Annotated in this window: 23 protein-coding genes; 16 read left to right on the top strand and 7 right to left on the bottom strand. The window is 61.8% G+C overall.

Annotation, left to right across the window (positions count from 1 at the left end):
- Window positions 1-38 precede the first annotated feature (38 nt).
- The 4 genes from DTP52_RS14000 (at window position 39) to DTP52_RS13990 (ending at window position 2,921) form a co-directional block, all read left to right on the top strand.
- On the top strand, window positions 39-1,061 hold the full coding sequence (locus DTP52_RS14000; RefSeq protein ID WP_109753889.1) for a transporter: 1,023 nt from the start codon (window positions 39-41) through the stop codon (window positions 1,059-1,061).
- Between the two features lie 142 nt (window positions 1,062-1,203).
- On the top strand, window positions 1,204-1,347 hold the full coding sequence (locus tag DTP52_RS31200) for a hypothetical protein (protein WP_162893862.1): 144 nt from the start codon (window positions 1,204-1,206) through the stop codon (window positions 1,345-1,347).
- A 77-nt stretch (window positions 1,348-1,424) separates the two neighbouring features.
- Complete coding sequence (locus DTP52_RS13995) at window positions 1,425-1,619, top strand: hypothetical protein (RefSeq protein WP_109753888.1); 195 nt, start codon at window positions 1,425-1,427, stop codon at window positions 1,617-1,619.
- A gap of 102 nt (window positions 1,620-1,721) precedes the next feature.
- A complete protein-coding gene (locus DTP52_RS13990) occupies window positions 1,722-2,921 on the top strand; it encodes an MFS transporter (RefSeq protein WP_109753887.1) in 1,200 nt (399 codons plus the stop codon).
- Here the strand turns inward: DTP52_RS13990 and arfB are convergent.
- Both arfB and DTP52_RS13980 read right to left on the bottom strand, forming a co-directional pair.
- On the bottom strand, window positions 2,918-3,331 hold the full coding sequence (gene arfB, locus DTP52_RS13985; RefSeq protein ID WP_025215135.1) for an alternative ribosome rescue aminoacyl-tRNA hydrolase ArfB: 414 nt from the start codon (window positions 3,329-3,331) through the stop codon (window positions 2,918-2,920). The genes DTP52_RS13990 and arfB overlap by 4 nt on opposite strands.
- A gap of 111 nt (window positions 3,332-3,442) precedes the next feature.
- Complete coding sequence (locus DTP52_RS13980; RefSeq protein WP_109753886.1) at window positions 3,443-4,864, bottom strand: amino acid permease; 1,422 nt, start codon at window positions 4,862-4,864, stop codon at window positions 3,443-3,445.
- Between the two features lie 647 nt (window positions 4,865-5,511).
- Here DTP52_RS13980 and DTP52_RS31195 point away from each other — a divergent pair.
- Both DTP52_RS31195 and DTP52_RS13975 read left to right on the top strand, forming a co-directional pair.
- On the top strand, window positions 5,512-5,649 hold the full coding sequence (locus DTP52_RS31195) for a hypothetical protein (protein ID WP_003178782.1): 138 nt from the start codon (window positions 5,512-5,514) through the stop codon (window positions 5,647-5,649).
- 93 nt (window positions 5,650-5,742) lie between these two features.
- Complete coding sequence (locus DTP52_RS13975; protein ID WP_109753885.1) at window positions 5,743-6,708, top strand: leucyl aminopeptidase; 966 nt, start codon at window positions 5,743-5,745, stop codon at window positions 6,706-6,708.
- A gap of 226 nt (window positions 6,709-6,934) precedes the next feature.
- Here DTP52_RS13975 and rluB read toward each other — a convergent pair whose 3' ends face one another.
- From rluB to DTP52_RS13950, 5 genes are all read right to left on the bottom strand, one after another.
- Entirely contained in the window at window positions 6,935-8,170 is a 1,236-nt protein-coding gene (gene rluB / locus DTP52_RS13970) for a 23S rRNA pseudouridine(2605) synthase RluB (protein ID WP_109753884.1), read from the bottom strand.
- 335 nt (window positions 8,171-8,505) lie between these two features.
- Entirely contained in the window at window positions 8,506-9,471 is a 966-nt protein-coding gene (gene scpB / locus DTP52_RS13965; protein ID WP_109753883.1) for an SMC-Scp complex subunit ScpB, read from the bottom strand.
- Window positions 9,472-9,482: 11 nt separating this feature from the next.
- Complete coding sequence (locus DTP52_RS13960) at window positions 9,483-10,181, bottom strand: ScpA family protein (RefSeq protein WP_165826070.1); 699 nt, start codon at window positions 10,179-10,181, stop codon at window positions 9,483-9,485.
- Between the two features lie 132 nt (window positions 10,182-10,313).
- Window positions 10,314-10,943, bottom strand: a complete 630-nt coding sequence (locus tag DTP52_RS13955) for an L-threonylcarbamoyladenylate synthase (RefSeq protein WP_109753881.1) — start codon at window positions 10,941-10,943, stop codon at window positions 10,314-10,316.
- Between the two features lie 13 nt (window positions 10,944-10,956).
- The gene (locus tag DTP52_RS13950) at window positions 10,957-11,820 is read right to left on the bottom strand and encodes a PHP domain-containing protein (protein ID WP_109753880.1); all 864 of its coding nucleotides are present in this window, start codon (window positions 11,818-11,820) and stop codon (window positions 10,957-10,959) included.
- Window positions 11,821-11,907: 87 nt separating this feature from the next.
- Between DTP52_RS13950 and DTP52_RS13945 the strand changes: the two genes are divergently transcribed.
- The 10 genes from DTP52_RS13945 to DTP52_RS13895 all read left to right on the top strand — a co-directional run bounded on the left by DTP52_RS13945 (window position 11,908) and on the right by DTP52_RS13895 (window position 21,356).
- Entirely contained in the window at window positions 11,908-12,504 is a 597-nt protein-coding gene (locus tag DTP52_RS13945; RefSeq protein ID WP_109753879.1) for a septation protein A, read from the top strand.
- A gap of 1 nt (window position 12,505) precedes the next feature.
- A complete protein-coding gene (locus tag DTP52_RS13940) occupies window positions 12,506-12,805 on the top strand; it encodes a YciI family protein (protein WP_109753878.1) in 300 nt (99 codons plus the stop codon).
- Window positions 12,806-12,911: 106 nt separating this feature from the next.
- On the top strand, window positions 12,912-13,322 hold the full coding sequence (locus tag DTP52_RS13935; protein WP_109753877.1) for a translation initiation factor 2: 411 nt from the start codon (window positions 12,912-12,914) through the stop codon (window positions 13,320-13,322).
- Between the two features lie 7 nt (window positions 13,323-13,329).
- Window positions 13,330-14,007, top strand: a complete 678-nt coding sequence (locus tag DTP52_RS13930) for a response regulator transcription factor (protein WP_003178772.1) — start codon at window positions 13,330-13,332, stop codon at window positions 14,005-14,007.
- Between the two features lie 301 nt (window positions 14,008-14,308).
- Window positions 14,309-14,746 (top strand): Spy/CpxP family protein refolding chaperone, encoded by a 438-nt coding sequence (locus DTP52_RS13920; protein WP_109753875.1) that lies wholly within the window; start codon window positions 14,309-14,311, stop codon window positions 14,744-14,746.
- Between the two features lie 66 nt (window positions 14,747-14,812).
- Window positions 14,813-16,153 carry a HAMP domain-containing sensor histidine kinase gene (locus tag DTP52_RS13915; RefSeq protein ID WP_109753874.1) on the top strand — a complete coding sequence of 447 codons (1,341 nt, stop codon included), beginning with the start codon at window positions 14,813-14,815 and terminating at the stop codon, window positions 16,151-16,153.
- A gap of 278 nt (window positions 16,154-16,431) precedes the next feature.
- Window positions 16,432-17,859 carry a di-heme oxidoredictase family protein gene (locus DTP52_RS13910; protein WP_109753873.1) on the top strand — a complete coding sequence of 476 codons (1,428 nt, stop codon included), beginning with the start codon at window positions 16,432-16,434 and terminating at the stop codon, window positions 17,857-17,859.
- 28 nt (window positions 17,860-17,887) lie between these two features.
- Window positions 17,888-18,952, top strand: coding sequence for an imelysin family protein (locus DTP52_RS13905; RefSeq protein ID WP_109753872.1), 1,065 nt, complete (start codon window positions 17,888-17,890; stop codon window positions 18,950-18,952).
- Between the two features lie 2 nt (window positions 18,953-18,954).
- On the top strand, window positions 18,955-20,052 hold the full coding sequence (locus tag DTP52_RS13900) for a DUF1513 domain-containing protein (RefSeq protein WP_109753871.1): 1,098 nt from the start codon (window positions 18,955-18,957) through the stop codon (window positions 20,050-20,052).
- A gap of 155 nt (window positions 20,053-20,207) precedes the next feature.
- Entirely contained in the window at window positions 20,208-21,356 is a 1,149-nt protein-coding gene (locus DTP52_RS13895) for an efflux RND transporter periplasmic adaptor subunit (RefSeq protein ID WP_109753870.1), read from the top strand.
- Window positions 21,357-21,369 lie beyond the last annotated feature (13 nt).

Here is a 21,369-nt window from a genome sequence, read left to right as displayed (position 1 = left end):
CTGCAGCCGCGACAGGCACTTCCCGCCAGCGAGACTTCATGAACCACAGCATCGATCAAAGCCACCGCGATCCGGACCTGTTCGGCCTGCTTTACGGGTTTCGTTTCCACCCCGGCGAGCGTGGGCAGGAGATAGATTCGGCCCAGGCCCTACGGAGCCTGCAACACCCGCAAGACACCGACGAGTTCCTCTGGCTGCACCTGAACCTGGCTCATGCCGCGTGCGAGCGTTGGATGAAAAATCACCTGGCCCTGCCTCAGGAGTTTTTCGAAGCCTTGCACGAAGGTTCACGCTCGACCCGCATCGAACACGTCGACTCGGCGTTGCTGGCCGTGGTGAACGACGTCGTGTTCAACCTCAGCAACATGGTGTCCTCGGATGTCTCCACATTGTGGGTGTGCGTGCACAGTCGGTTGATCGTCAGCGCGCGCTTGCAGCCCCTGCACTCGGTCGACAAGCTGCGCTCGTCGGTCAAGGCCGGCGAGTGCTTTCGCTCGCCAGTGGAATTACTCGTGCACTTGCTGCGCGACCAGGGCGAAGTGCTGACCCAGATCGTGCGCAAGACCAGCCTCAGCGTCGACCTGGTCGAAGATCAGTTGCTGTCCTCGCGGCTGTCCACCAACCGCGCCGAGCTGGGCAGCAACCGCCGGGTACTGGTGCGCCTGCAACGCCTGCTGGCCCTGGAGCCGGGTTCGTTGCTGCGCCTGCTCAACCGCCCGCCGCAATGGTTGCAGAAAGAAGACGTCAAGGAGTTGCGCAAATCCACCGAGGAATTCGCCCTGATCATCAACGACCTCACCGCGCTGGGCGAACGGATCAAGCTGTTGCAGGAAGAAATTGCCGCCAACCTCAACGAACAAAGCAACCGCACCCTGTTCACCCTGACGGTGGTCACGGTGTTGGCGTTGCCCATCAACATCATTGCCGGTTTCTTTGGCATGAACGTCGGTGGCGTGCCGCTGGCCGGCGATCCTGAAGGCTTCTGGATCCTGGTGGCGCTGGTGGTCACCTTCACGCTGATTGCCGGCCGATGGGCATTTCGCAAGCGCCGCGACTATTGAGCATGACCTGTCCAGACAACCCCTTTTGTCGGCACACCAGGATTTAAAAGTCTTTTTGTCATTTCTCCTGGGGTATCCTGCCCAGGCTTTTTAAAAGCGCGGATCTACCAGATCTATCAACAGACTTTGCGAGGAGCGCGATATGCACGAGATCCCTAATCTCCCCTTCCCAAGCCTGCACGACACTGAGCAGACGACCACGCTACAAGCCGGGGGGCAACCAGACGCCCAGCAACCCGAGCCGAAAGAAGCCACTGAACGCCGCCAGGCCGACAGCGAAGACTGATTCACCCGCACCACCAGACCGTGTGGAAAGCGCTAATATGCGCTTTCCACACTGCCTGAATCCCGAGCCCCCGCACCATGACCGATGACACCCCGACCTTCAGCGAAGCCCAGGCCAGCGTACTGATCGGCACCGCCGAGAAAATGGTCGAGATCTGGACACGCCTTTCTCCCGAGAAACAAGCTGCCCTGCTGGCTCGTTTCGGCACCGAAGAAAACGCCCTCGCCGCACTGGTCACCACGCACCTGGTCGCCGGACAAAACGATCGCTGAGCAACCATTGGGCAAATAGTTTTACTTTTCCAAGACCAGCCACCACGCTCGCCGTTATCATAAGCAGCCTATCTATCCTGCTGCTCCGTGGACCTTTTCCTCATGTCAGATTCCCAGCGCCCCCTGGCGGTCACGCTGCAAGTCGTCTCCATCGTCCTGTTCACATTCATTGGCTACCTGAACATCGGTATTCCCCTGGCCGTGCTACCTGGATATGTCCACGGCGAGCTGGGTTTCGGCGCGGTGATCGCCGGGCTGGTGATCAGCGTGCAGTACCTGGCCACCCTGCTCAGCCGTCCTTATGCAGGAAAGATCATCGACAACCTGGGGAGCAAGCGTGCGGTCATGTTCGGCCTCGCCGGCTGCGGTCTGAGCGGTGTGTTCATGCTGGTGTCTGCCTGGACGCCCCATCTGCCAGTGTTCAGCCTGATCAGCCTGTTGATCGGTCGCCTGGTGCTGGGCAGCGCGGAAAGCCTGGTGGGCTCGGGTTCGATTGGCTGGGGCATTGGCCGGGTCGGCGCGGCGAATACCGCGAAGGTGATTTCCTGGAACGGCATCGCCAGCTATGGCGCGCTGGCGATTGGCGCCCCACTGGGAGTGTGGCTGGTCAATCGCCTGGGGCTGTGGAGCATGGGCGTCAGCATTATCTTGTTGGGCTTGCTGGGCCTGGCACTGGCCTGGCGCAAAACCGCCGCGCCCATCGTCGTAGGCGAGCGCCTGCCGTTCATGCACGTGCTGGGACGCGTCCTGCCCCACGGCTGTGGCCTGGCCCTGGGCTCCATCGGGTTTGGCACCATCGCCACGTTCATCACCCTGTATTACGCAACGCAGCACTGGGACAACGCGGTGCTGTGCCTGAGCCTGTTCGGCGCCAGCTTCATCGGCGCGCGTTTGCTCTTTGGCAACCTGATCAACCGCCTGGGCGGCTTTCGCGTGGCGATTGCCTGCCTGTCGGTGGAAACCCTGGGGTTGTTGCTGCTGTGGCTCGCTCCGGATGCCCATTGGGCCTTGGCGGGCGCGGCGTTGAGCGGCTTCGGTTTTTCCCTGGTGTTTCCGGCGCTGGGCGTGGAAGCGGTCAACCTGGTGCCGGCCTCCAGCCGTGGCGCGGCGGTGGGCGCTTATTCGCTGTTCATTGACTTGTCGTTGGGGATCACCGGGCCATTGGCCGGCGCGATTGCAGCAGGTTTTGGCTTTGCCTCGATCTTCTTGTTCGCCGCACTGGCGGCCCTGGGTGGCCTGGCATTGAGCATCTACCTGTACCGACAGGCGCCAAAGCATCGCCAGGAGCGGGAAAGAAACTAGAAATCCACTTTGCCGCGCCCGGCCTTGATCGAACCGCGCTTGGTCTTGGATTCCAGGCGACGCTTTTTCGAACCCAGGGTCGGCTTGGTCGGGCGGCGTTTCTTTTCGACCTTGGTGGCGCTGAGGATCAGTTCGACCAGGCGCTCCAGGGCATCGGCCCGGTTCTGTTCCTGCGTGCGATATTGCTGTGCCTTGATGATCAGCACACCGTCGCTGGTGATGCGGCTGTCGCGCAGGGCCAGCAGCCGCTCCTTGTAGAATTCAGGCAGCGACGAGGCCGGAATGTCGAAGCGCAAGTGCACGGCGCTGGAAACCTTGTTGACGTTCTGCCCACCTGCACCCTGGGCACGGATGGCCGTCAGCTCGATCTCGGCGTCGGGGATGTGCACGGTGTTGGAAATCGCCAGCATGGAAAGCGTCCGGTATCAGGCCCCACAGGATACAGCGAATCCCCCGGACAACACCTTCCCCTAAAACAACAAACCCGGCGCTCGGCCGGGTTTGTTGTTTTAGGGAATCGCTTACTTGGCGGCAGCCGCCACAGCCAGTTCATGCCGGGCACTGCGCTTGTTCTTGATGACGTAGCACCCCCACATGAACACCACCCACACCGGAATCGCATAGACCGAAATCTGGATGCCGGGGATCAGCAACATTACGCCGAGGATGAACACCACGAACGCCAGGCAAATGAAGTTGCCGTACGGATACCACAGCGCCTTGAACAGCGGTGTCTGACGGGTCTGGTTCATGTGCTGGCGGAACTTGAAGTGCGAGTAGCTGATCATCGCCCAGTTGATCACCAGGGTCGCGACCACCAGCGACATCAGCAGCTCCAGCGCATGTTGCGGGATCAGGTAGTTCAGCAACACCGCCACCAGCGTCACGGCCGCCGAGGCGAGGATCGAACGCACTGGCACGCCGCGCTTGTCGATCTTGGCCAAGGCCTTGGGCGCATCGCCCTGCTCGGCCATGCCCAGCAGCATGCGGCTGTTGCAATAGGTGCCGCTGTTGTACACCGACAGCGCGGCGGTCAGCACGACGAAGTTGAGGATGTGCGCGGCGGTGTTGCTGCCCAGCATCGAGAACACCTGCACGAACGGGCTGCCGCTGTAGGCATCGCCGGAAGCGTTGAGGGTGGTCAGCAGGCTGTCCCAAGGGGTCAGGGACAGCAGCACCACGAGTGCACCGATGTAGAAAATCAGGATCCGGTAGATCACCTGGTTGATGGCCTTGGGGATCACGGTTTTCGGCTTATCGGCCTCGGCGGCGGTGAAACCGAGCATTTCCAGGCCACCGAAGGAGAACATGATGATCGCCATGGCCATCACCAACCCGCTCACGCCGTTGGGGAAGAATCCACCGTGGGACCACAGGTTGGTCACCGACGCTTGCGGGCCGCCATGGCCACTGACCAACAGGTAGCTGCCTAGGGCAATCATGCCGACAATCGCCACGACCTTGATGATCGCGAACCAGAACTCGGCCTCGCCGAAGACTTTGACGTTGGCCAGGTTGATGGCGTTGATCAGGATGAAAAACGCGGCTGCCGAAGCCCAGGTCGGGATCTCCGGAGCCCAATAATGGATGTACTTGCCGACCGCGGTCAGCTCGGACATGCCCACCAGGATGTAGAGGATCCAGCAGTTCCAACCCGACAGGAACCCGGCGAAACCGCCCCAATATTTGTGGGCAAAATGGCTGAAGGAACCGGCCACCGGCTCTTCAACGATCATTTCACCCAACTGGCGCATGATCATGAAGGCGATGAAACCGCAGATGGCGTAGCCAAGGATCATCGACGGGCCGGCTGATTTCAGAACCCCCGCCGAGCCGAGGAACAGGCCGGTGCCGATCGCGCCGCCGAGGGCGATCAGTTGAATGTGGCGATTTTTCAGGCCGCGCTTCAGCTCGCCTGAATGCGTATTTTCTACAACGGTCATGCGTCACCTATTTGTTTTTATCTGTGACGAAATCGAACCCGACACGCTCGTGGCGTGGCGGAGTGAACAAGGCGGATAACCTTGAAAATGCGTGGGTACGCGAAGGGTCACAGTAAAACGCGGCGCATTGTACACCGCTGCCCCACCGCGACCAGACACCCGCGCACCCCGTACTTCAGGTCTGCCGCGCATCTGACCCGTCCCGCCGGTTTGAAACAAGCGCTGCGAAGTGTCGGAAAACCCGTCAAACCGACCTCTTCGGCAGCTTTTTCTTACAGCGCAGCCAAACACCGGTACAGGCCGGCTTGATAGGCAAAAATCGTCAATATTTCTTTACAAACCGTAACGTAAATTTTCCATGTAGGAATTTTCTGTAAGCTGACTGCAAATTGACGGTAGCTAGCTACCTAAGCAAAAAACTACACAGCCAACTGTTTTTGAATGAGTAATTTCTTCCGCGAAAATGGAATAAAAAGTTCAAACGAAAAAAATAAAATTATTTTTTTGCAATCCAAAAAACCCTCGACTAGGTTTTCAGCGACTTGCCAAGGCATCGTGCCGACAAGTTCTGCGGTGCCGTTGCCGGCCTGTTTACACTCGCCGAATCGGCCCGTTGATTTCCGTAAAAGTCATCTAGGAGATTCACTATGCAAGCACTGGACAAAGACTTGGAAACCGAACTGCAACTGGACGAATGGTTTGAAGCCCCTACCCATGAAGCCGCCGTTGAAATGATGCAAGCCGACGCTGTCGTTCCGTTCGGCACGGCGATGTGGCCTCTGTAGGCACTGCCCGGCGGAGGCGATCCGGCCGGTCGACTCCGCCACTATTTGCCGGTTGTCAGGGAAGTTAAATGAACTTGTCAGGGAAGAATAAGCATGGACACACAACGAGCCATCTCACATTTCCTTTACTACCTCGAACACCATCCCGCACTGGCCGGCATACAGCCCGCCAAGGTGCTGCTCGGCCATACAGCTGACTACGAAGTGCTGACCGGCGCCATCGCCGAACAGGCTGGCAGCTGTTCGCCCTTCCGGTTCAGTGCCATGCGCCTGGACCTTGAATCCACGGAACGCCTGTCCAAGGCCATTGCCGACAGCGATCTGTATATTTTCTTCTACGACTCCTCCACCCTGCCCAACCCTCGCCCCGACGGCCCGGACTTTGTCCGCGCACTGCAAGGCGTGATGGCCGAAAACTGGAAGAAATCGCTGCTGTTCAAGGATTACGGCGACTATTTCTACGACACTTTCAGCGTGATTCCCCAGCGTATCGCCGGGCTCAACAGTCACCTGATCCGGCGCATGTCCCAAGCGACGACCCTGAGCTTCCAGGATGACCACGGTTCGTATTTCGACACAGCCTTGGGCAGCGTGAAGAAATGGACCGACATCAACGGCCTCGGCAACTACGACCTGGCCCCCGGCGAAATCGCCACCCACAGCGACACCATCAATGGCCGGGTGAAATTCGTCGGCACATTCCTGAGCACCATCCCGTTCGCACGCAAATACGGTGTGCTGCAATCGCCGCTGGAGCTGTGGATCGAAGACTCCACCATCCAGAAAATCGCCACCGACGTTCCGGGTTTGGAGCACGACTTCAACAAGTACCTGGACGCCAATCCATCCAACCGTCGCATCGAAGAACTGGGAATCGGCACCAACGAAGGGGTCAAGAGCCTGTACGCCCGCAATGCCGGCTTCGAGGAGCGCCATTGCGGCCTGCACCTGGGGCTCGGTGGCGGGGCCAAGGGTAGCCATCACCTGGATCTGATTTTCGAGGGAGGCGTGTTGGCCCTGGATAATGAGCCGATGTTTGATGGGCGGTTTGTGTTGTAGGCTGAGTTTAATGGTGGTGCTACTGACGCCATCGCGAGCAGGCTCGCTCCAACAGTTGATCTTCAGTGAATGGGGATACGAGCTCGGCGCCGTCTCATTGCGGGAGCGAGCCTGCTCGCGATGGCGGACTTATTAATACCGCATCACTAAAAGTCAGGTAAAAAAAACGGCAACCCAATGGTTGCCGTTTTTTCTTGCCGCGTGCAGCTAGAAACTTACCGCTGCCTCACTCAGGCTTGCGACGCCCAAACCCCGGACGTTGCCCCGAACCCGCCGGTGCCCCGCGGCGCTTGCCCGATGGCGCGTCGCGGTCGACCAGGACGATACCCGGGCGCTTTTTCGGCGCAGGCTTGGCCGGGCGCTTGGTGTCGGCCGGGCGATCGGCCACTGGCGTACCACGACCGGCTGGAGCACCGCGACCTTCACCGCGTTCAGTCCGGCCATTGGCCGGGCGTGGCGTGCGCGGGCCGCGTTCGCCGTCCTGACGTGGCGCCGGCTTGCGGGCCGGGCGTTCACCTTCGATCTGCGGCTCGCGGGAAGGACGCGGGCCGGTCGGCGCACCTTCAGCAGCCGGACGCAGCGTACGCACGCGCTCGGTCTTGCCCATCGGACGCGAAGACTTACGCTGCATCCGCTCCAGCTTGTCCTTGCTCTTGGCGGTCATCTGCGGCATCGCCACCGGCTTGAGGCCCACTTCGGCGGCCAGGATGTCGACTTCGTACTGGCTCATTTCACGCCAGCGGCCCATCGGCAGGTCGGAGTTGAGGAACACCGGGCCGAAACGCACGCGCTTCAAACGGCTGACCACCAACCCCTGGGATTCCCACAGGCGACGCACTTCACGGTTACGGCCTTCCATCACCACGCAGTGGTACCAGTGGTTGAAGCCTTCACCGCCGGGCGCCTGCTTGATGTCGGTGAAACGCGCCGGGCCATCTTCCAGCACGACGCCGGCCTTGAGGCGCTCGATCATCTCGTCGTCGACTTCGCCACGCACGCGCACGGCGTATTCGCGGTCCATCTCGTAGGATGGGTGCATCAAACGGTTGGCCAGCTCACCGTCGGTGGTGAACATCAGCAAACCGGTGGTGTTGATGTCCAGGCGACCGATGTTGATCCAGCGGCCTTCTTTCGGACGTGGCATCTTGTCGAACACGGTCGGACGGCCTTCCGGGTCGTCACGGGTGCAGATCTCACCGTCGGGTTTGTTGTACATGATCACGCGGCGCACCGTTTCGGCGGCCTCTTCGCGCTTGATCACCTTGCCATCGATGGTGATGGCATCGTGCATGTCGACACGCAGGCCCAAGGTGGCATCTTTGCCGTTGACCTTGATCCGGCCCTGGGTGATCCAGGCTTCCACGTCGCGGCGCGAACCGACGCCGATACGGGCGAGGACTTTTTGCAGCTTCTCGCCTGCTGGGCCGATTTCCTGGCTGTCGTTCTGGTCTTGGTCTTTCATTCTGGGCACCTCCCGGTGTGGTCGGGCCAGGCACGCGGCCTGACACTTTGAAAACGGGTCTTCGACGAAGGGATCGCCAAAGGGTCGCGAATCATACGCTCGTTGCGGCGATTGCGCATCAAAGACTAGTTGATCGACGCGCGCTCAGCGTTTTTCCGCCGACCGGTGGCTTCCCGTTTGGTGGGGACTTAATGAAGCCCCCTGTGGGAGCCGAGCTTGCTCGCGATGGCGGCGGGTCAGCCTGCATTGATGCTGATGTTACTCCGTCATCGCGAGCAAGCTCAGCTCCCACAGGGGACGGAGGTGGATCAGCCAGCGTTTCCAAACCAGTTGAATCAGTCGTCGAACTGGCGCCGTTCGTTTTCGATCGCTTCAGCCAGGGCGCGAGCTTCGGCCTCTTCGTCGCTCAGTTCGGGTTCCGGCGGCTGGAGGGCGGCGACAGCGGCCAGCAGTTTTTCCCGAGCTTCGGCGACGCCGAGGATGTCTTCTTCCGGTTCCGGTTCCGATTCCGCTTCTGGCTCTGGTGCAGGCCCCACCGGGCTATCGGGCTCCGCCAACTCATCCGACTCGCCCTCGAGGCCAGGACCTTCACGCAGCAAGTCGTCGAAATCGGTCTTGAGCCCCTCCTCCATGGTGTCCAACTCCAGCAACAACGAGTGGAAACTGGTCTCTTCCTTGGGCTCCTCCGGCTCCGCACTGGCGTCGGCCAGCTCCTGTAGGCCCTGGGGTACCGGGACGTCGTCGAACTCCAGCATCGGTTCGGGCTCCAGCTCCCGCAGTTCGGCCAGCGGCGGCAAGTCGTCGAGGTTCTTCAGGTTGAAGTGGTCGAGAAAAGCCTTGGTGGTGGCGAACATCGCCGGTTTGCCCGGTACATCACGATAGCCGACGACGCGGATCCACTCGCGCTCCAGCAGCGTCTTGACGATATGACTGTTGACCGCCACGCCCCGCACATCTTCGATCTCGCCCCGAGTGATCGGCTGGCGATAGGCAATCAATGCCATGGTTTCGAGCATGGCGCGAGAATAACGCTGCGGCCGCTCTTCCCACAGACGCCCGACCCAGGGCGCGAACTTCTCGCGGATCTGCAGGCGATAACCGGACGCCACTTCCTTGAGCTCGAAAGCCCGCCCCTCGCAGGATTTACCCAAGAGTGTCAGGGCTTTCTTGAACACGGCCGGATCAGGCCGCTCGCCTTCTTCGAAGAGTTCGAACAGCTTTTCCATCGATTGCGGCTTTCCCGAGGCCAACAGGAAAGCTTCAAGCAAGGGGGCCAGCTCGCGGGGTTCAGTCAGATTCATTGATTTGCTCGTTATTCGGCTCGTGCCCGCACGTGGATCGCTGCGAACGGCTCATTCTGCACCAGCTCGACCAAGGATTCCTTGACCAATTCCAGGACCGCCATAAACGTCACCACCACCCCCAAGCGCCCTTCCTCGGCGGTGAACAACTCGACGAACGGCACGAAGCCGCCGCCCTTGAGCCGCTCCAGCACATCGCTCATGCGCTCGCGGGTGGACAGCGCTTCACGGCTGACCTGGTGACTTTCAAACATATCGCCCCGGCGCAGGACCTCGGCCATGGACATCAGCAACTCTTCCAGGCTCACATCCGGCAGCAACTTGCGCGCCCGCGCCTCGGGGGCATCGAGCTTGGGCACCACCACATCGCGCCCGACCCGGTTCAAACCATCAAGGCCTTCGGCGGCGACCTTGAAGCGCTCGTACTCCTGCAAGCGACGGATCAGCTCGGCGCGCGGGTCGTCTTCTTCCGCTTCGACCTCGGCCGAACGTGGCAGCAGCATCCGCGACTTGATCTCGGCCAGCATGGCCGCCATCACCAGGTACTCGGCCGCCAGTTCCAGGCGCACCGACTGCATCAACTCGACGTAGCCCATGTACTGGCGGGTGATTTCCGCCACGGGGATGTCGAGGATATTGATGTTCTGTTTGCGGATCAGGTACAGCAGCAGGTCGAGCGGGCCCTCGAAGGCTTCGAGGAACACTTCCAGCGCATCCGGCGGAATGTACAGGTCCAGGGGCATTTCCATGACCGCCTGGCCGTAGACCATGGCGAACGGCAGTTCCTGCTGCGCGCCGGCCTGGCTGTCTGCACTGTCCACGACGGTTTCCACGGCGGACATTCAGGCCTCGACCATGAACGGCGTCGGATCGCCACAACCAACGCGCACCACCTGGGGCTCGCCATCGGCCAGGTTGATCACCGTGGACGCCGACATGCCGCCGAAACCACCGTCGATGATCAGGTCCACCTGGTGCTCGAGTATCTGGCGCATCTCATAGGGATCGGTCAACGGCTCGGTCTCGCCAGGCATGATCAACGTCACGCTCATCAGCGGCTCGCCCAGCTCCGCCAGCAGCGCCAGGGCGATGGGATGGCTAGGCACCCGCAGGCCGATGGTGCGCTTTTTCGGGTGCAGCAACAGCCGCGGGACTTCCCGGGTGGCGTTGAGAATGAAGGTATACGGCCCTGGCAAATGGGCCTTGAGCAGGCGGAAGGTGCCGGTGTCGATCTTGGCGAACAGGCCCAACTGCGACAGGTCGCTGCAGATCAACGCAAAGTTGTGCTTGTCGTCCAGTTGACGCAGGCGTCTTACTCGCTCCACGGCATTCTTGTCACCGATCTGGCAACCAATGGCGTAGGCGGAATCGGTGGGATAGATCACCACACCCCCGCCACGGATGATTTCCACAGCCTGTTTGATCAGGCGCGCTTGCGGGTTTTCCGGATGAATCTGGAAAAATTGACTCACGTGTTCTACCTGTTCAGACGGCGGCGGTAACGGGATCATGTTTGAATCTACACCATAGTGGTGGCAGATCTTCCGGCAACGGGCGGTATTCGCCAATCTCGGACCAGCCCCCAGGGCCATGGAAATCACTGCCGGCGGTGACCAGCAGACCGAACTCACGGGCCAGGATCGCCAGGCTGCCGACCTGCTCGGCAGGCTGATGGCCGTTGACCACCTCGATGGCATGGCCCCCTGCTTGAATATAGTCGGCGACCAGGCGACGGCGCTTGCTGCGGGTGAAATCATAGTGCCAAGGATGTGCCAGGCTGACCCAGGCGCCAGCGGCCCGCAGGGTCTCAACGGTTTCTTCCAGGGTCGGCCAGTGCTGCTTGACGTCCCCCAGCTTGCCGGCGCCCAACCATTTGCGGAACGCTTCGGCGCGATCCTTGACGAAGCCTTCGCGCACCATCCAGTCGGCAAAGTGTGGTCGGGCCGGTGCGTTGCCGCTGTCACCCAGTTCCTGCTGGATCTGCCGGGCACCGTCCAGCGCACCGGGCATGCCCTTGAGGGCCAGCTTGCGGCTGATCTCCTCGGAACGCAGCCAGCGCCCGTCGCGCAGTTGTGCGATGGCCTGGACCAACGCTGGCGCATTCACATCGAAACCGTAGCCCAGCACATGGATGGTCGCCCCACCCCAGGTGCAGGACAGCTCGACCCCATTGACCAGCTGCATGCCCAGCGCCGTGGCGGCGCCGCGGGCCTCGTCGAGGCCTTCGAGGGTGTCGTGATCGGTCAGGGCCAGGACTCGCACGCCGTGCTCGAACGCCCGCGCCACCAGAACCGCAGGCGCCAGGGCGCCATCGGAGGCCGTGCTATGGCAGTGCAAATCAACATTCACGAGAGTTTGTTACCTCAAATCAGCTGGCCCTATCGCGGCCAAGGATGTTTGTTATTATGCCGCCACATCCTGCTTCTGGCTGCCACTGTGAAACAATTCATCGACTTCATCCCGCTCCTGCTGTTTTTCATCGTCTACAAACTTGATCCCCGGGCCGTCGACTTCGCCGGTCATTCCTTGACTGTAGGCGGTATTTACAGCGCCACCGCGGTGCTGATCATCAGTTCCCTGGTGGTCTACGGTGCATTGTTCGTATCCCAGCGCAAACTGGAGAAGAGCCAGTGGCTGACGCTGATCGCCTGCCTTGTATTCGGCAGCCTGACCCTGGCCTTCCACAGCGAAACCTTCCTCAAATGGAAAGCTCCGGTGGTCAACTGGCTGTTCGCCCTGGCCTTTATCGGCAGCCACTTCGTCGGTGACCGCCTGCTGATCAAGCGCATCATGGGCCATGCCGTGAGCCTGCCGGACCTGATCTGGACCCGGCTGAACATCGCCTGGATCGCTTTTTTCCTGTTCTGCGGCGCTGCCAACCTGTTCGTGGCGTTCACGTTCCAGGACTACTGGGTCGACTTCAAGGTCTTCGGTAGCCTGGGCATGACGCTGTTGTTCCTGATTGGCCAGGGTATCTACCTGTCCCGTCACCTGCATGATGCCGACCCCACCACGCCAAAAACCGAGGACTGACATGCTCTACGCAATCATTGCTACCGACGTCGCCAACTCCCTGGAAAAACGCCAGGCCGCTCGTCCCGCGCACTTGGAGCGCCTGCAAAAACTCCAGGCCGAAGGCCGCGTCGTGCTGGCCGGCCCGCACCCGGCGGTGGACAGCAATGACCCGGGCGCCGCAGGTTTCAGTGGCAGCCTGATGGTAGTCGAGTTCGACTCCCTGGCTGCGGCACAAGCCTGGGCCGAGGCCGACCCGTTCGTTGCGGCCGGCGTCTATGCCAATGTCGTGGTCAAGCCATTCAAGCAGTCCATGCCGTAACCCCCCTGACGCGATGAGCCTTCGCGGCTCATTGCGCTCAATTGCTCATTTTTCTCGTTTGCCTGCCGACAACCTGTCCAATCTCGATTGGAATTCAGGAGTTGCAATGCGCAAAGGTCCGTTGTGCCTGTTATTGGTCACATTGGCGGTCGGGGCACCCGCCCATGGCGAGGAGAGCACCGATGCCAATCATTCGACCCCCTTGTCCCTGAGCGCCGGCGGCCAGATCGCCGAACTGCAGCAACGCTTGAAAGACAGCGAACGCCAGCGCGAAGAACTGAGCAAACAATTGCAAAGCGCCGACAGCGAACGCGAGAGCGCATTGCTGGCCCGGCTGCGCCAGGAGAACCAGCGCCTGAAGCTGCAACTCAAGGAAGCCCAGGCAAGCCCCCTGCCTCGCCTGTTGACCGATCAACAGCAATGGTTTGTCATTGGCGCCGGGGTAGCGCTATTGGCCCTGCTCTGCGGTATCTTTGCCAGCGGTGGACGTAGACAACGTCGGCAATGGCTAAATTGAGTGAGTCATGAGCGAGCTGTTACTGATAGACGATGACCAGGAGCTGTGCGAGCTCCTCGTAAGTTGGTTGAGCCAGGAAGGTTTTCAGGTTCGCGCCTGCCACGACGGCCAGAGTGCCCGCAAGGCCCTGGCCGAAACCGCCCCGGCGGCGGTGGTATTGGATGTGATGCTGCCCGACGGCAGCGGCCTGGAACTGCTCAAGCAGCTGCGCAACGATCACCCGGAGCTGCCGGTGCTGATGCTCTCGGCCCGTGGCGAACCGCTGGACCGCATCCTTGGCCTCGAACTGGGGGCCGACGATTACCTGGCCAAACCCTGCGACCCACGAGAACTGACCGCCCGCCTGCGCGCCGTGCTACGCCGCAGCCACCCGGCGGCGGTGTCCAGCCAGATCGAACTGGGTGACCTGACCTTCAGCCCGGTGCGTGGTGTGGTCAGCATCGATGAACAGGAACAGACCCTCACCGTGTCTGAAAGCCGCCTGCTCGAAGCGTTGCTCAAGCAGCCGGGCGAACCCCTGGACAAGCAGGAACTGGCGCAGATCGCCCTGGGCCGCAAGCTGACCCTGTACGACCGCAGCCTCGACATGCACGTGAGCAACCTGCGCAAGAAAATCGGCCCCCACCCCGACGGCCGCCCGCGCATCGTGGCCCTGCGTAGCCGTGGCTATTACTACAGCCTCTAGAGATTGTGGCTGCTATTACAGCCCTAGAGGCTGTGAGCACTGTTACAGCCCCTAGAGGCTTTTGTGGCGAGGGAGCTTGCTCCCGCTCGGTTGCGCAGCAACCGCAAAAGCTTGGGGCCGCTGCGCAGCCCAGCGGGAGCAAGCTCCCTCGCCACAGGGTGTTGTGTCCCCCTGCAGATTTGTCAGCTCCACACCAAATCGTCTTTACCCAAGCTTTACCCACCCCTGACCGCCGCTGACCTTGATCTCCGTAATCTGCACACATCCGGAACTGACCGGGAATGAGACAAGGAGATACCCCATGCGCAAGACCCTTATCGCTCTGATGTTCGCTGCCGCCCTGCCCACCGTCGCCATGGCCATGCCTGGAGACGCCGGCCCGATGGGTCCGATGGATGGCCCGCGTCACGGCGGCATGATGCACGACAAAGGTCCGTTCAGCGAACTGAACCTGAGCCGTGAACAACGCCAGCAGATCCGCCAGATCATGGGCGAACAGCGCCACGAACGCCGCGAGTTGGTAGAGAAATACCTGGCCAAACTGTCACCAGCCGACCAGAAAGCCATGCAAGATGAAATGGAAGCGCGGCACCAGAAAGTCGACGCCCAGATCCGCAGCTTGCTCAAGCCTGAGCAGCAAAAAGAGTTCGACGCGATCCAGAAGAAGCAAGCCGAGCGCCGCGCCGAGTGGGCCGAGTTCAAGGCCTGGAAAGCGCAACAGCCGCAAAAAGCGCAATAATGCACTGAAGCTCCCCAGCCCAACGGCAGATCGCCGTTGGGCTTTCTTTGTTTTCGAGGATTGACCGTGCGTTCATTGTTCTGGCGCATCCTGGCCAGTTTCTGGCTGGCCATCGCCCTGGTTGCAGGACTTTCGATCCTGATGGGCCACATGTTGAACCAGGACGCCTGGATCCTCAGCCGCCACCCGGGGCTCAATACCCTGCCCGAAGAGTGGACACAAACCTACGAAAGCCAGGGCGAGGACGCGGCGCAGGACATCCTGCAACAGCGCAAGCGCCAGTATCACATCGATGTCCAGGTGTTCAACGAAAGCGGCGACCCGGTGGTACGCGGCACCTTCCCCCATCGCGCCGCGGCCTTCGAAGCTCGACAGAATGACAACGACCGACGCCTGCCCTGGCGGCGACTGACCGACGAATTCACCAGCGCCAAAACCGGCGACACTTACCTGTTCATCTACCGCATTCCCCATCCCGAACTGGACGCCTGGCACCGCGACAGCCTGCTCTGGCCCCTCAGTGCACTGGGGATCGCGCTGGTGGTACTGACCCTGTTCAGTCTGCTGGTGACGCTCTCCATCACTCGCCCGCTGAGCCGTCTGCGCGGCGCGGTGCATGACCTGGGCCAAGCCGCCTATCAGCAGAACAGCCTCGCCAAGCTGGCCAATCGGCGGGACGAGTTCGGCGTACTGGCCACCGACTTCAACCGCATGGGCGCACGCCTGCAAAGCTTGATCGGGAGCCAACGGCAACTGTTGCGAGACGTGTCCCACGAACTGCGCTCCCCCCTGGCCCGGCTGCGCATTGCCCTGGCATTGGCTGAGCGGGCCAGCCCCGAGGAGCGCGAAAAACTCTGGCCGCGCCTGACCCGCGAATGCGATCGCCTCGAAGCGCTGATCAGCGAAATCCTGGTATTGGCCCGGGTCGATGCCGATAACGCCAGCGCCGAAGAGGTGGAACTCAACGGCTTGCTGGTTACCCTGCAAAAAGATGCGCAACTGGCTTCACCGGAACAAACCGTGCACCTCGAAACCGAGGCAGACCTGACCCTCAAGGGCTGGCCGACCATGATCGAGCGAGCGGTGGACAACCTGCTGCGCAACGCCCAGCGCTTCAATCCCGCCGGGCAACCCATCGAGATGCGCGCGCTGCGCCAGGGCGAACGGATCCTGATCAGCGTGCGCGACCACGGCCCTGGCGTGGAGGCCGAGCACCTGGGGCAATTGGGTGAACCGTTCTTCCGCGCCCCCGGCCAGACCGCCGCCGGCCATGGCCTGGGCCTGGCGATCGCCCGCCGTGCCGCCGAACGTCATGGCGGCGCGCTGGTGCTGGACAATCATTCCCAAGGCGGTTTCATTGCGACACTGGAGTTGCCGTTGGTACCGGGAGCGGTTGTCCAGCCATAACTCCGCAGATGAAAGCCAGTCCCACTGTGGGAGCAAAGCTTGCTCGCGAAACAGGCGCCTCAATTTCTGATAGACCGCATCGCCTTCATCGCGGGCAAGCCTTGCTCCCACATAGCGGTATAACTTTGCTCGTCACAACGGATCCTTGAGTGAGCAGTACTTTCCTCTCTCACATCGAAGCGGCTCTCCAACCAACCAAACGATAATTCCTCTTATTCAAACAGCCCCGCCCTGTTAGACTTTGCGCCCTCGTTTTCACTCATTTCCCAGGTCGCCCGATGCCGTCGTTGCCTCTTCGTTTATGTGCACTGTTCATGGCCCTGGGCCTGAGTGCCTGCGATGATGCCCCGCGTTTTACCCAGGCCGAACCGGGTGAAGCCCGTTCCGGTGGCGCCGCGACGGTACGCAAGAGCGATCAGAACGCCTTCTCCCTGCCCTCGGCCAACCTGCCGCCCTCACGACGCGTGGACTTCAGCGTCGGCAACAGTTTCTTCCGCAGCCCCTGGGTGATCGCCCCCTCGACCACCACCGCCCGGGACGGCCTCGGGCCCTTGTTCAACACCAACGCCTGCCAGAACTGCCATATCAAGGACGGTCGCGGCCACCCGCCAGCGCCGGACGCGACCAGCGCGGTATCGATGCTGGTACGCCTGTCGATTCCCGATGCGCCGCCTTACGCCAAGCTCATCGAACAATTGGGCGTGGTGCCGGAACCGGTCTACGGTGGGCAGTTGCAGGACATGTCCGTGCCCGGCGTCGCCCCCGAAGGCAAGGTGCGGGTCGATTACACGCCGGTCCCGGTGCGCTTCAAGGACGGCACCGTCGTGGAACTGCGCAAGCCGAACCTGCAGATCACCCAACTGGCCTATGGGCCAATGCACCCGGACACGCGTTTTTCCGCCCGCGTCGCCCCGCCGATGATCGGCCTGGGGTTGCTCGAGGCCATTCCCGACGAAGCCATCCTGGCCAACGCCGAGGCCCAGGCCCGGGAGAAAAACGGCATCGCCGGACGTCCCAACCAGGTCTGGGACGATGCCCAGCAAAAAACCGTCCTGGGACGGTTCGGCTGGAAGGCCGGACAGCCCAATCTCAACCAACAGAACGTCCACGCGTTCTCCGGCGACATGGGCCTGACCACCAGCCTGCGGCCGTTCGACGATTGCACCGAGAGCCAAGTCGACTGCAAGCGCGCCCCCAGCGGCAACGGCCCGGACGGCGAACCGGAAGTCAGCGACAACATCCTGCGACTGGTGCTGTTCTATAGCCGCAACCTCGCCGTACCGGCACGCCGCGAGGTGAACTCGCCCCAGGTGCTGGCGGGCAAGAATCTGTTTTTCCAGGCCGGTTGCCAGTCCTGCCACACACCGAAATACACCACCTCCGCCAACGCTGCCGAACCGGAGCTGGCAAGCCAGGTCATCCGCCCCTACACCGACCTGCTGCTGCACGACATGGGCGAAGGCCTGGCCGACAACCGCAGCGAATTCAAGGCCAGCGGCCGTGACTGGCGAACCCCGCCGCTATGGGGCATCGGCCTGACCGAAACCGTCAACGGCCACACCCAGTTCCTGCATGACGGTCGCGCCCGTGACTTGCTCGAAGCCGTGCTATGGCATGGCGGCGAAGCACAAGCGGCGCAGCGCCAGGTTTTATCGTTCAATGCCGAGCAGCGCGCCGCGTTGCTGGCCTTTCTGAATTCCCTTTAAACGCCTTTTCCAGAAGTGGGAGCACGACATGTTCCGTCCCAAGCTGTTGTTCACCAGCCTCGCCGCCATCGCCCTTGGCGCCTGCTCGCCCCAGGATCCGCAAGCCGTCACCTCGGCCGCCATCGCCAAGCAAGTGATCCTGCCGACCTACAGCCGCTGGGTCGATGCCGACCGGCAACTGGCGAGCAGCGCCCTGGCGTTCTGCCAAGGCAAGGAAAACCTGGAAACTGCCCGCGCCGACTTCCTCAAGGCGCAAAAAGCCTGGGCCGAGCTGCAACCGCTGCTGATCGGTCCGCTGGCCGAGGGCAACCGCGCCTGGCAGGTGCAGTTCTGGCCGGACAAGAAAAACCTGGTGGGCCGCCAGGTCGAGCAACTGGTCAACAGCGAGCCACAGATCGACGCCGCCGGCCTGGCCAAGTCCAGCGTCGTGGTCCAGGGCCTCTCGGCCTATGAATACCTGCTGTTCGACGCCAAGATCGACATGGCCGACAGTGCGCAAAAAGCCAAGTACTGCCCACTGCTCACCGCCATCGGCGAACGCCAGAAACAACTGGCCGAAGAGATCCTGTCGCGCTGGAACACCAACGACGGCATGCTCGCCCAGATGAGCAAGTTCCCCAACCAGCGCTACGCCGATTCCCACGAGGCCATCGCCGACCTGCTGCGTGTGCAGGTCACCGCCCTGGACACGCTGAAGAAGAAGCTCGGCACGCCGATGGGCCGCCAGAGCAAAGGCGTACCCCAACCGTTCCAGGCCGATGCCTGGCGCAGCCAGTCGTCGTTGCAAGGCCTGGAGGCCAGCCTGAGCGCGGCCAGGACCGTCTGGGCCGGCGTGGACAACAAGGGCCTGCGCGGCCTGCTGCCAAGCGACCAGAAACCACTGGTCGACAAGATCGATGCCGCCTACGATGCCTCGTTGAAATTGTTCGCCAGCAGCCAGCGCTCGTTGACCGAAATGCTCAACGACGATGCCGGGCGCCAGCAACTCAACGATTTGTATGACAGCCTCAACGTCGTCCATCGCCTGCACGAAGGCGAACTGGCCAAGGCGCTGGGCATTCAACTGGGCTTCAACGCCAACGACGGTGACTGATCATGTTTCGACGTCAGGTCCTGGCACTGGGCAGCTTGCTGCTCGGCGCCGTTACCCTGGGCGGCTGGACGCTGTTCAAGCAAAAGGACAAGAGTCCGCTACTGCTTTCGGCACGGGACGATGGCGACGGCAAGCACTACGCCGTCGGCTATCGACTGGACGGCACGAGGGTGTTCGCCACCCAGGTCGGCCAGCGTTGCCATGACATCATCAACCATCCGACACTGCCGATTGCGCTGTTCGTCGCCCGTCGTCCAGGCACCGAAAGCTATCTGATCGATCTGCGCGACGGGTCGCTGCTGCAAACCATCACCTCGTTGCCGAACCGGCATTTCTATGGCCACGCGGTGATCCACAAAAGCGGCGAGTGGCTGTATGCCACCGAGAACGACACCACCGACCCGGGACGCGGGCTGTTGGGCGTATACCGTTTCGAAGGCGAGCGGCTGGTGCACAGCGGCGAGATTTCCACCCATGGCATCGGTCCTCACCAGGTGTCATGGATGCCCGATGGCGAAACGCTGGTGATCGCCAACGGCGGCATTCGCACCGAGGCCGAAAGCCGGGTCGAAATGAACCTCGACGCCATGGAGCCGAGCCTGGTGCTGATGCAACGCGATGGCACCCTGCTGAGCAAGGAAACCCTCGCCCAGTCGATGAACAGCGTGCGCCACCTGGGCATAGCCAGCGACGGCACCATCGTCTCCGGCCAGCAGTTCATGGGCGCTGCCCACGAGTCGTCGGAACTGGTGGCGATCAAGCGGCCGGGCCAACCGTTCCAGGCGTTCCCGGTGCCTGAAGAGCAATTGCAGGCCATGGGGCACTACACCGCCAGCGTCGCCGTGCACAGCGACTTGCGCCTGGTGGCCCTGACCGCCCCTCGTGGCAACCGCTTCTTCATCTGGGACCTGGACAGTGGCGACGTACGCCTGGACGCACCGCTGCCGGACTGCGCTGGCGTAGGCGCGGTGGCCGATGGTTTCGTCGTGACGTCGGGCCAAGGACGCTGCCGCTATTACGATTGCCGACAGACACAACTGGTTGCAAAACCACTGGATCTACCGGCAGGGCTCTGGGACAACCATTTGCATCTGGCCTGAGCCAGGGAGCGAAGCGCATCGGCGCCGAGCTCCCTGATTTTTCGGAAAAATCCCACGCATTGCCAGCCCGCCAGCATCTGGAATCCCCCGCACACTCGGAGTAATGTGCCCGCCTATCTGTATTTTCCCTCAGCTCTTTTCCAAGGAAGTGGAACATGCTGCGACGCCGCATGCTGATCATGTTGGGTGTTGTCCTGCTGGTGGTGCTGTTGCTCGCCGGCTACAAGGCCTTCTCCGTCTACCAGCAGATCCAGATGTTTTCTGCCCCCAAACCACCGGTCAGCGTTGCCGTAGCCACGGCCGCCCAGCAACCCTGGGAGGCTCGCCTGCCCACCGTTGGCAGCCTCAAGGCGCTGCAAGGCGTGGACCTGAGCCTGGAAACTGCCGGGACCGTGCAGAAGGTGCAATTCCAGTCCGGGCAGAAGGTCAAGGCCGGCCAGCCACTCCTGCAACTGGACAGCGACGTCGAAAGCGCCCTGCTGGAAACCGCCGAGGCCGACCTTGGCCTGTCGCAACTGGATTTCGGTCGCGGCCGACAACTGGTGGGCAGCCAGGCGATCTCCAAGGGCGAGTTCGACCGGCTCTCGGCGCAACTGAAAAAAAACCAGGCCACGGTCAATCAACTCAAGGCGTCACTGGCCAAGAAACACATCCTGGCGCCGTTCAGCGGCACCATCGGCATTCGCCAGGTGGACGTCGGCGACTACCTGGCCAGCGGCACGGTGATCGCCACCCTGCAAGACCTCAGCAGCCTTTATGTGGACTTCTACGTCCCTGAGCAAACCGTGCCCAGGCTCGCCGTTGCCCAACCGGTCAACGTCAGCGTCTCGGCCTATCCCGGGCAGAACTTCGTCGGCACCATCAGCGCGATCAACCCCAAGGTCGAGGACAGCACCCGCAACGTATTGGTGCGCGCCACCCTGGCCAACCCCGACGGCAAGCTGCTGCCCGGCATGTTCGCCAACCTGCAGGTGATCCTGCCGGAGGTGGCCGCCGGAATCGTCGTGCCGGAAAGCGCCGTGACCTACACCCTCTACGGCAACTCCATGTACGTGGTAAGCCAGAAGAAAGCCGCCGACGGCAATGTCGAGAAAGACGACAAGGGCCAGCCGGTCCTGATCGCCGAACGGCGCTTCGTTGAAACCGGCGAACGACGTGACGGCCAAGTGCTGGTTTCCAAAGGCGTGCAGAGTGGCGAACAAGTCGTGATCGCCGGCCAGATCAAACTCGACAACGGTACGCCCATCGCCATCAGCGACGACAAGACCCTGACCGAACAGAACAGCCCGCCGCGCGCGGACTGATCAAGGAACCCTC

This window comes from Pseudomonas sp. 43mfcvi1.1, from assembly GCF_900115935.1.
Classification (GTDB): domain Bacteria; phylum Pseudomonadota; class Gammaproteobacteria; order Pseudomonadales; family Pseudomonadaceae; genus Aquipseudomonas; species Aquipseudomonas bijieensis.
This window is presented reverse-complemented; position numbering and strand designations above follow the sequence as displayed.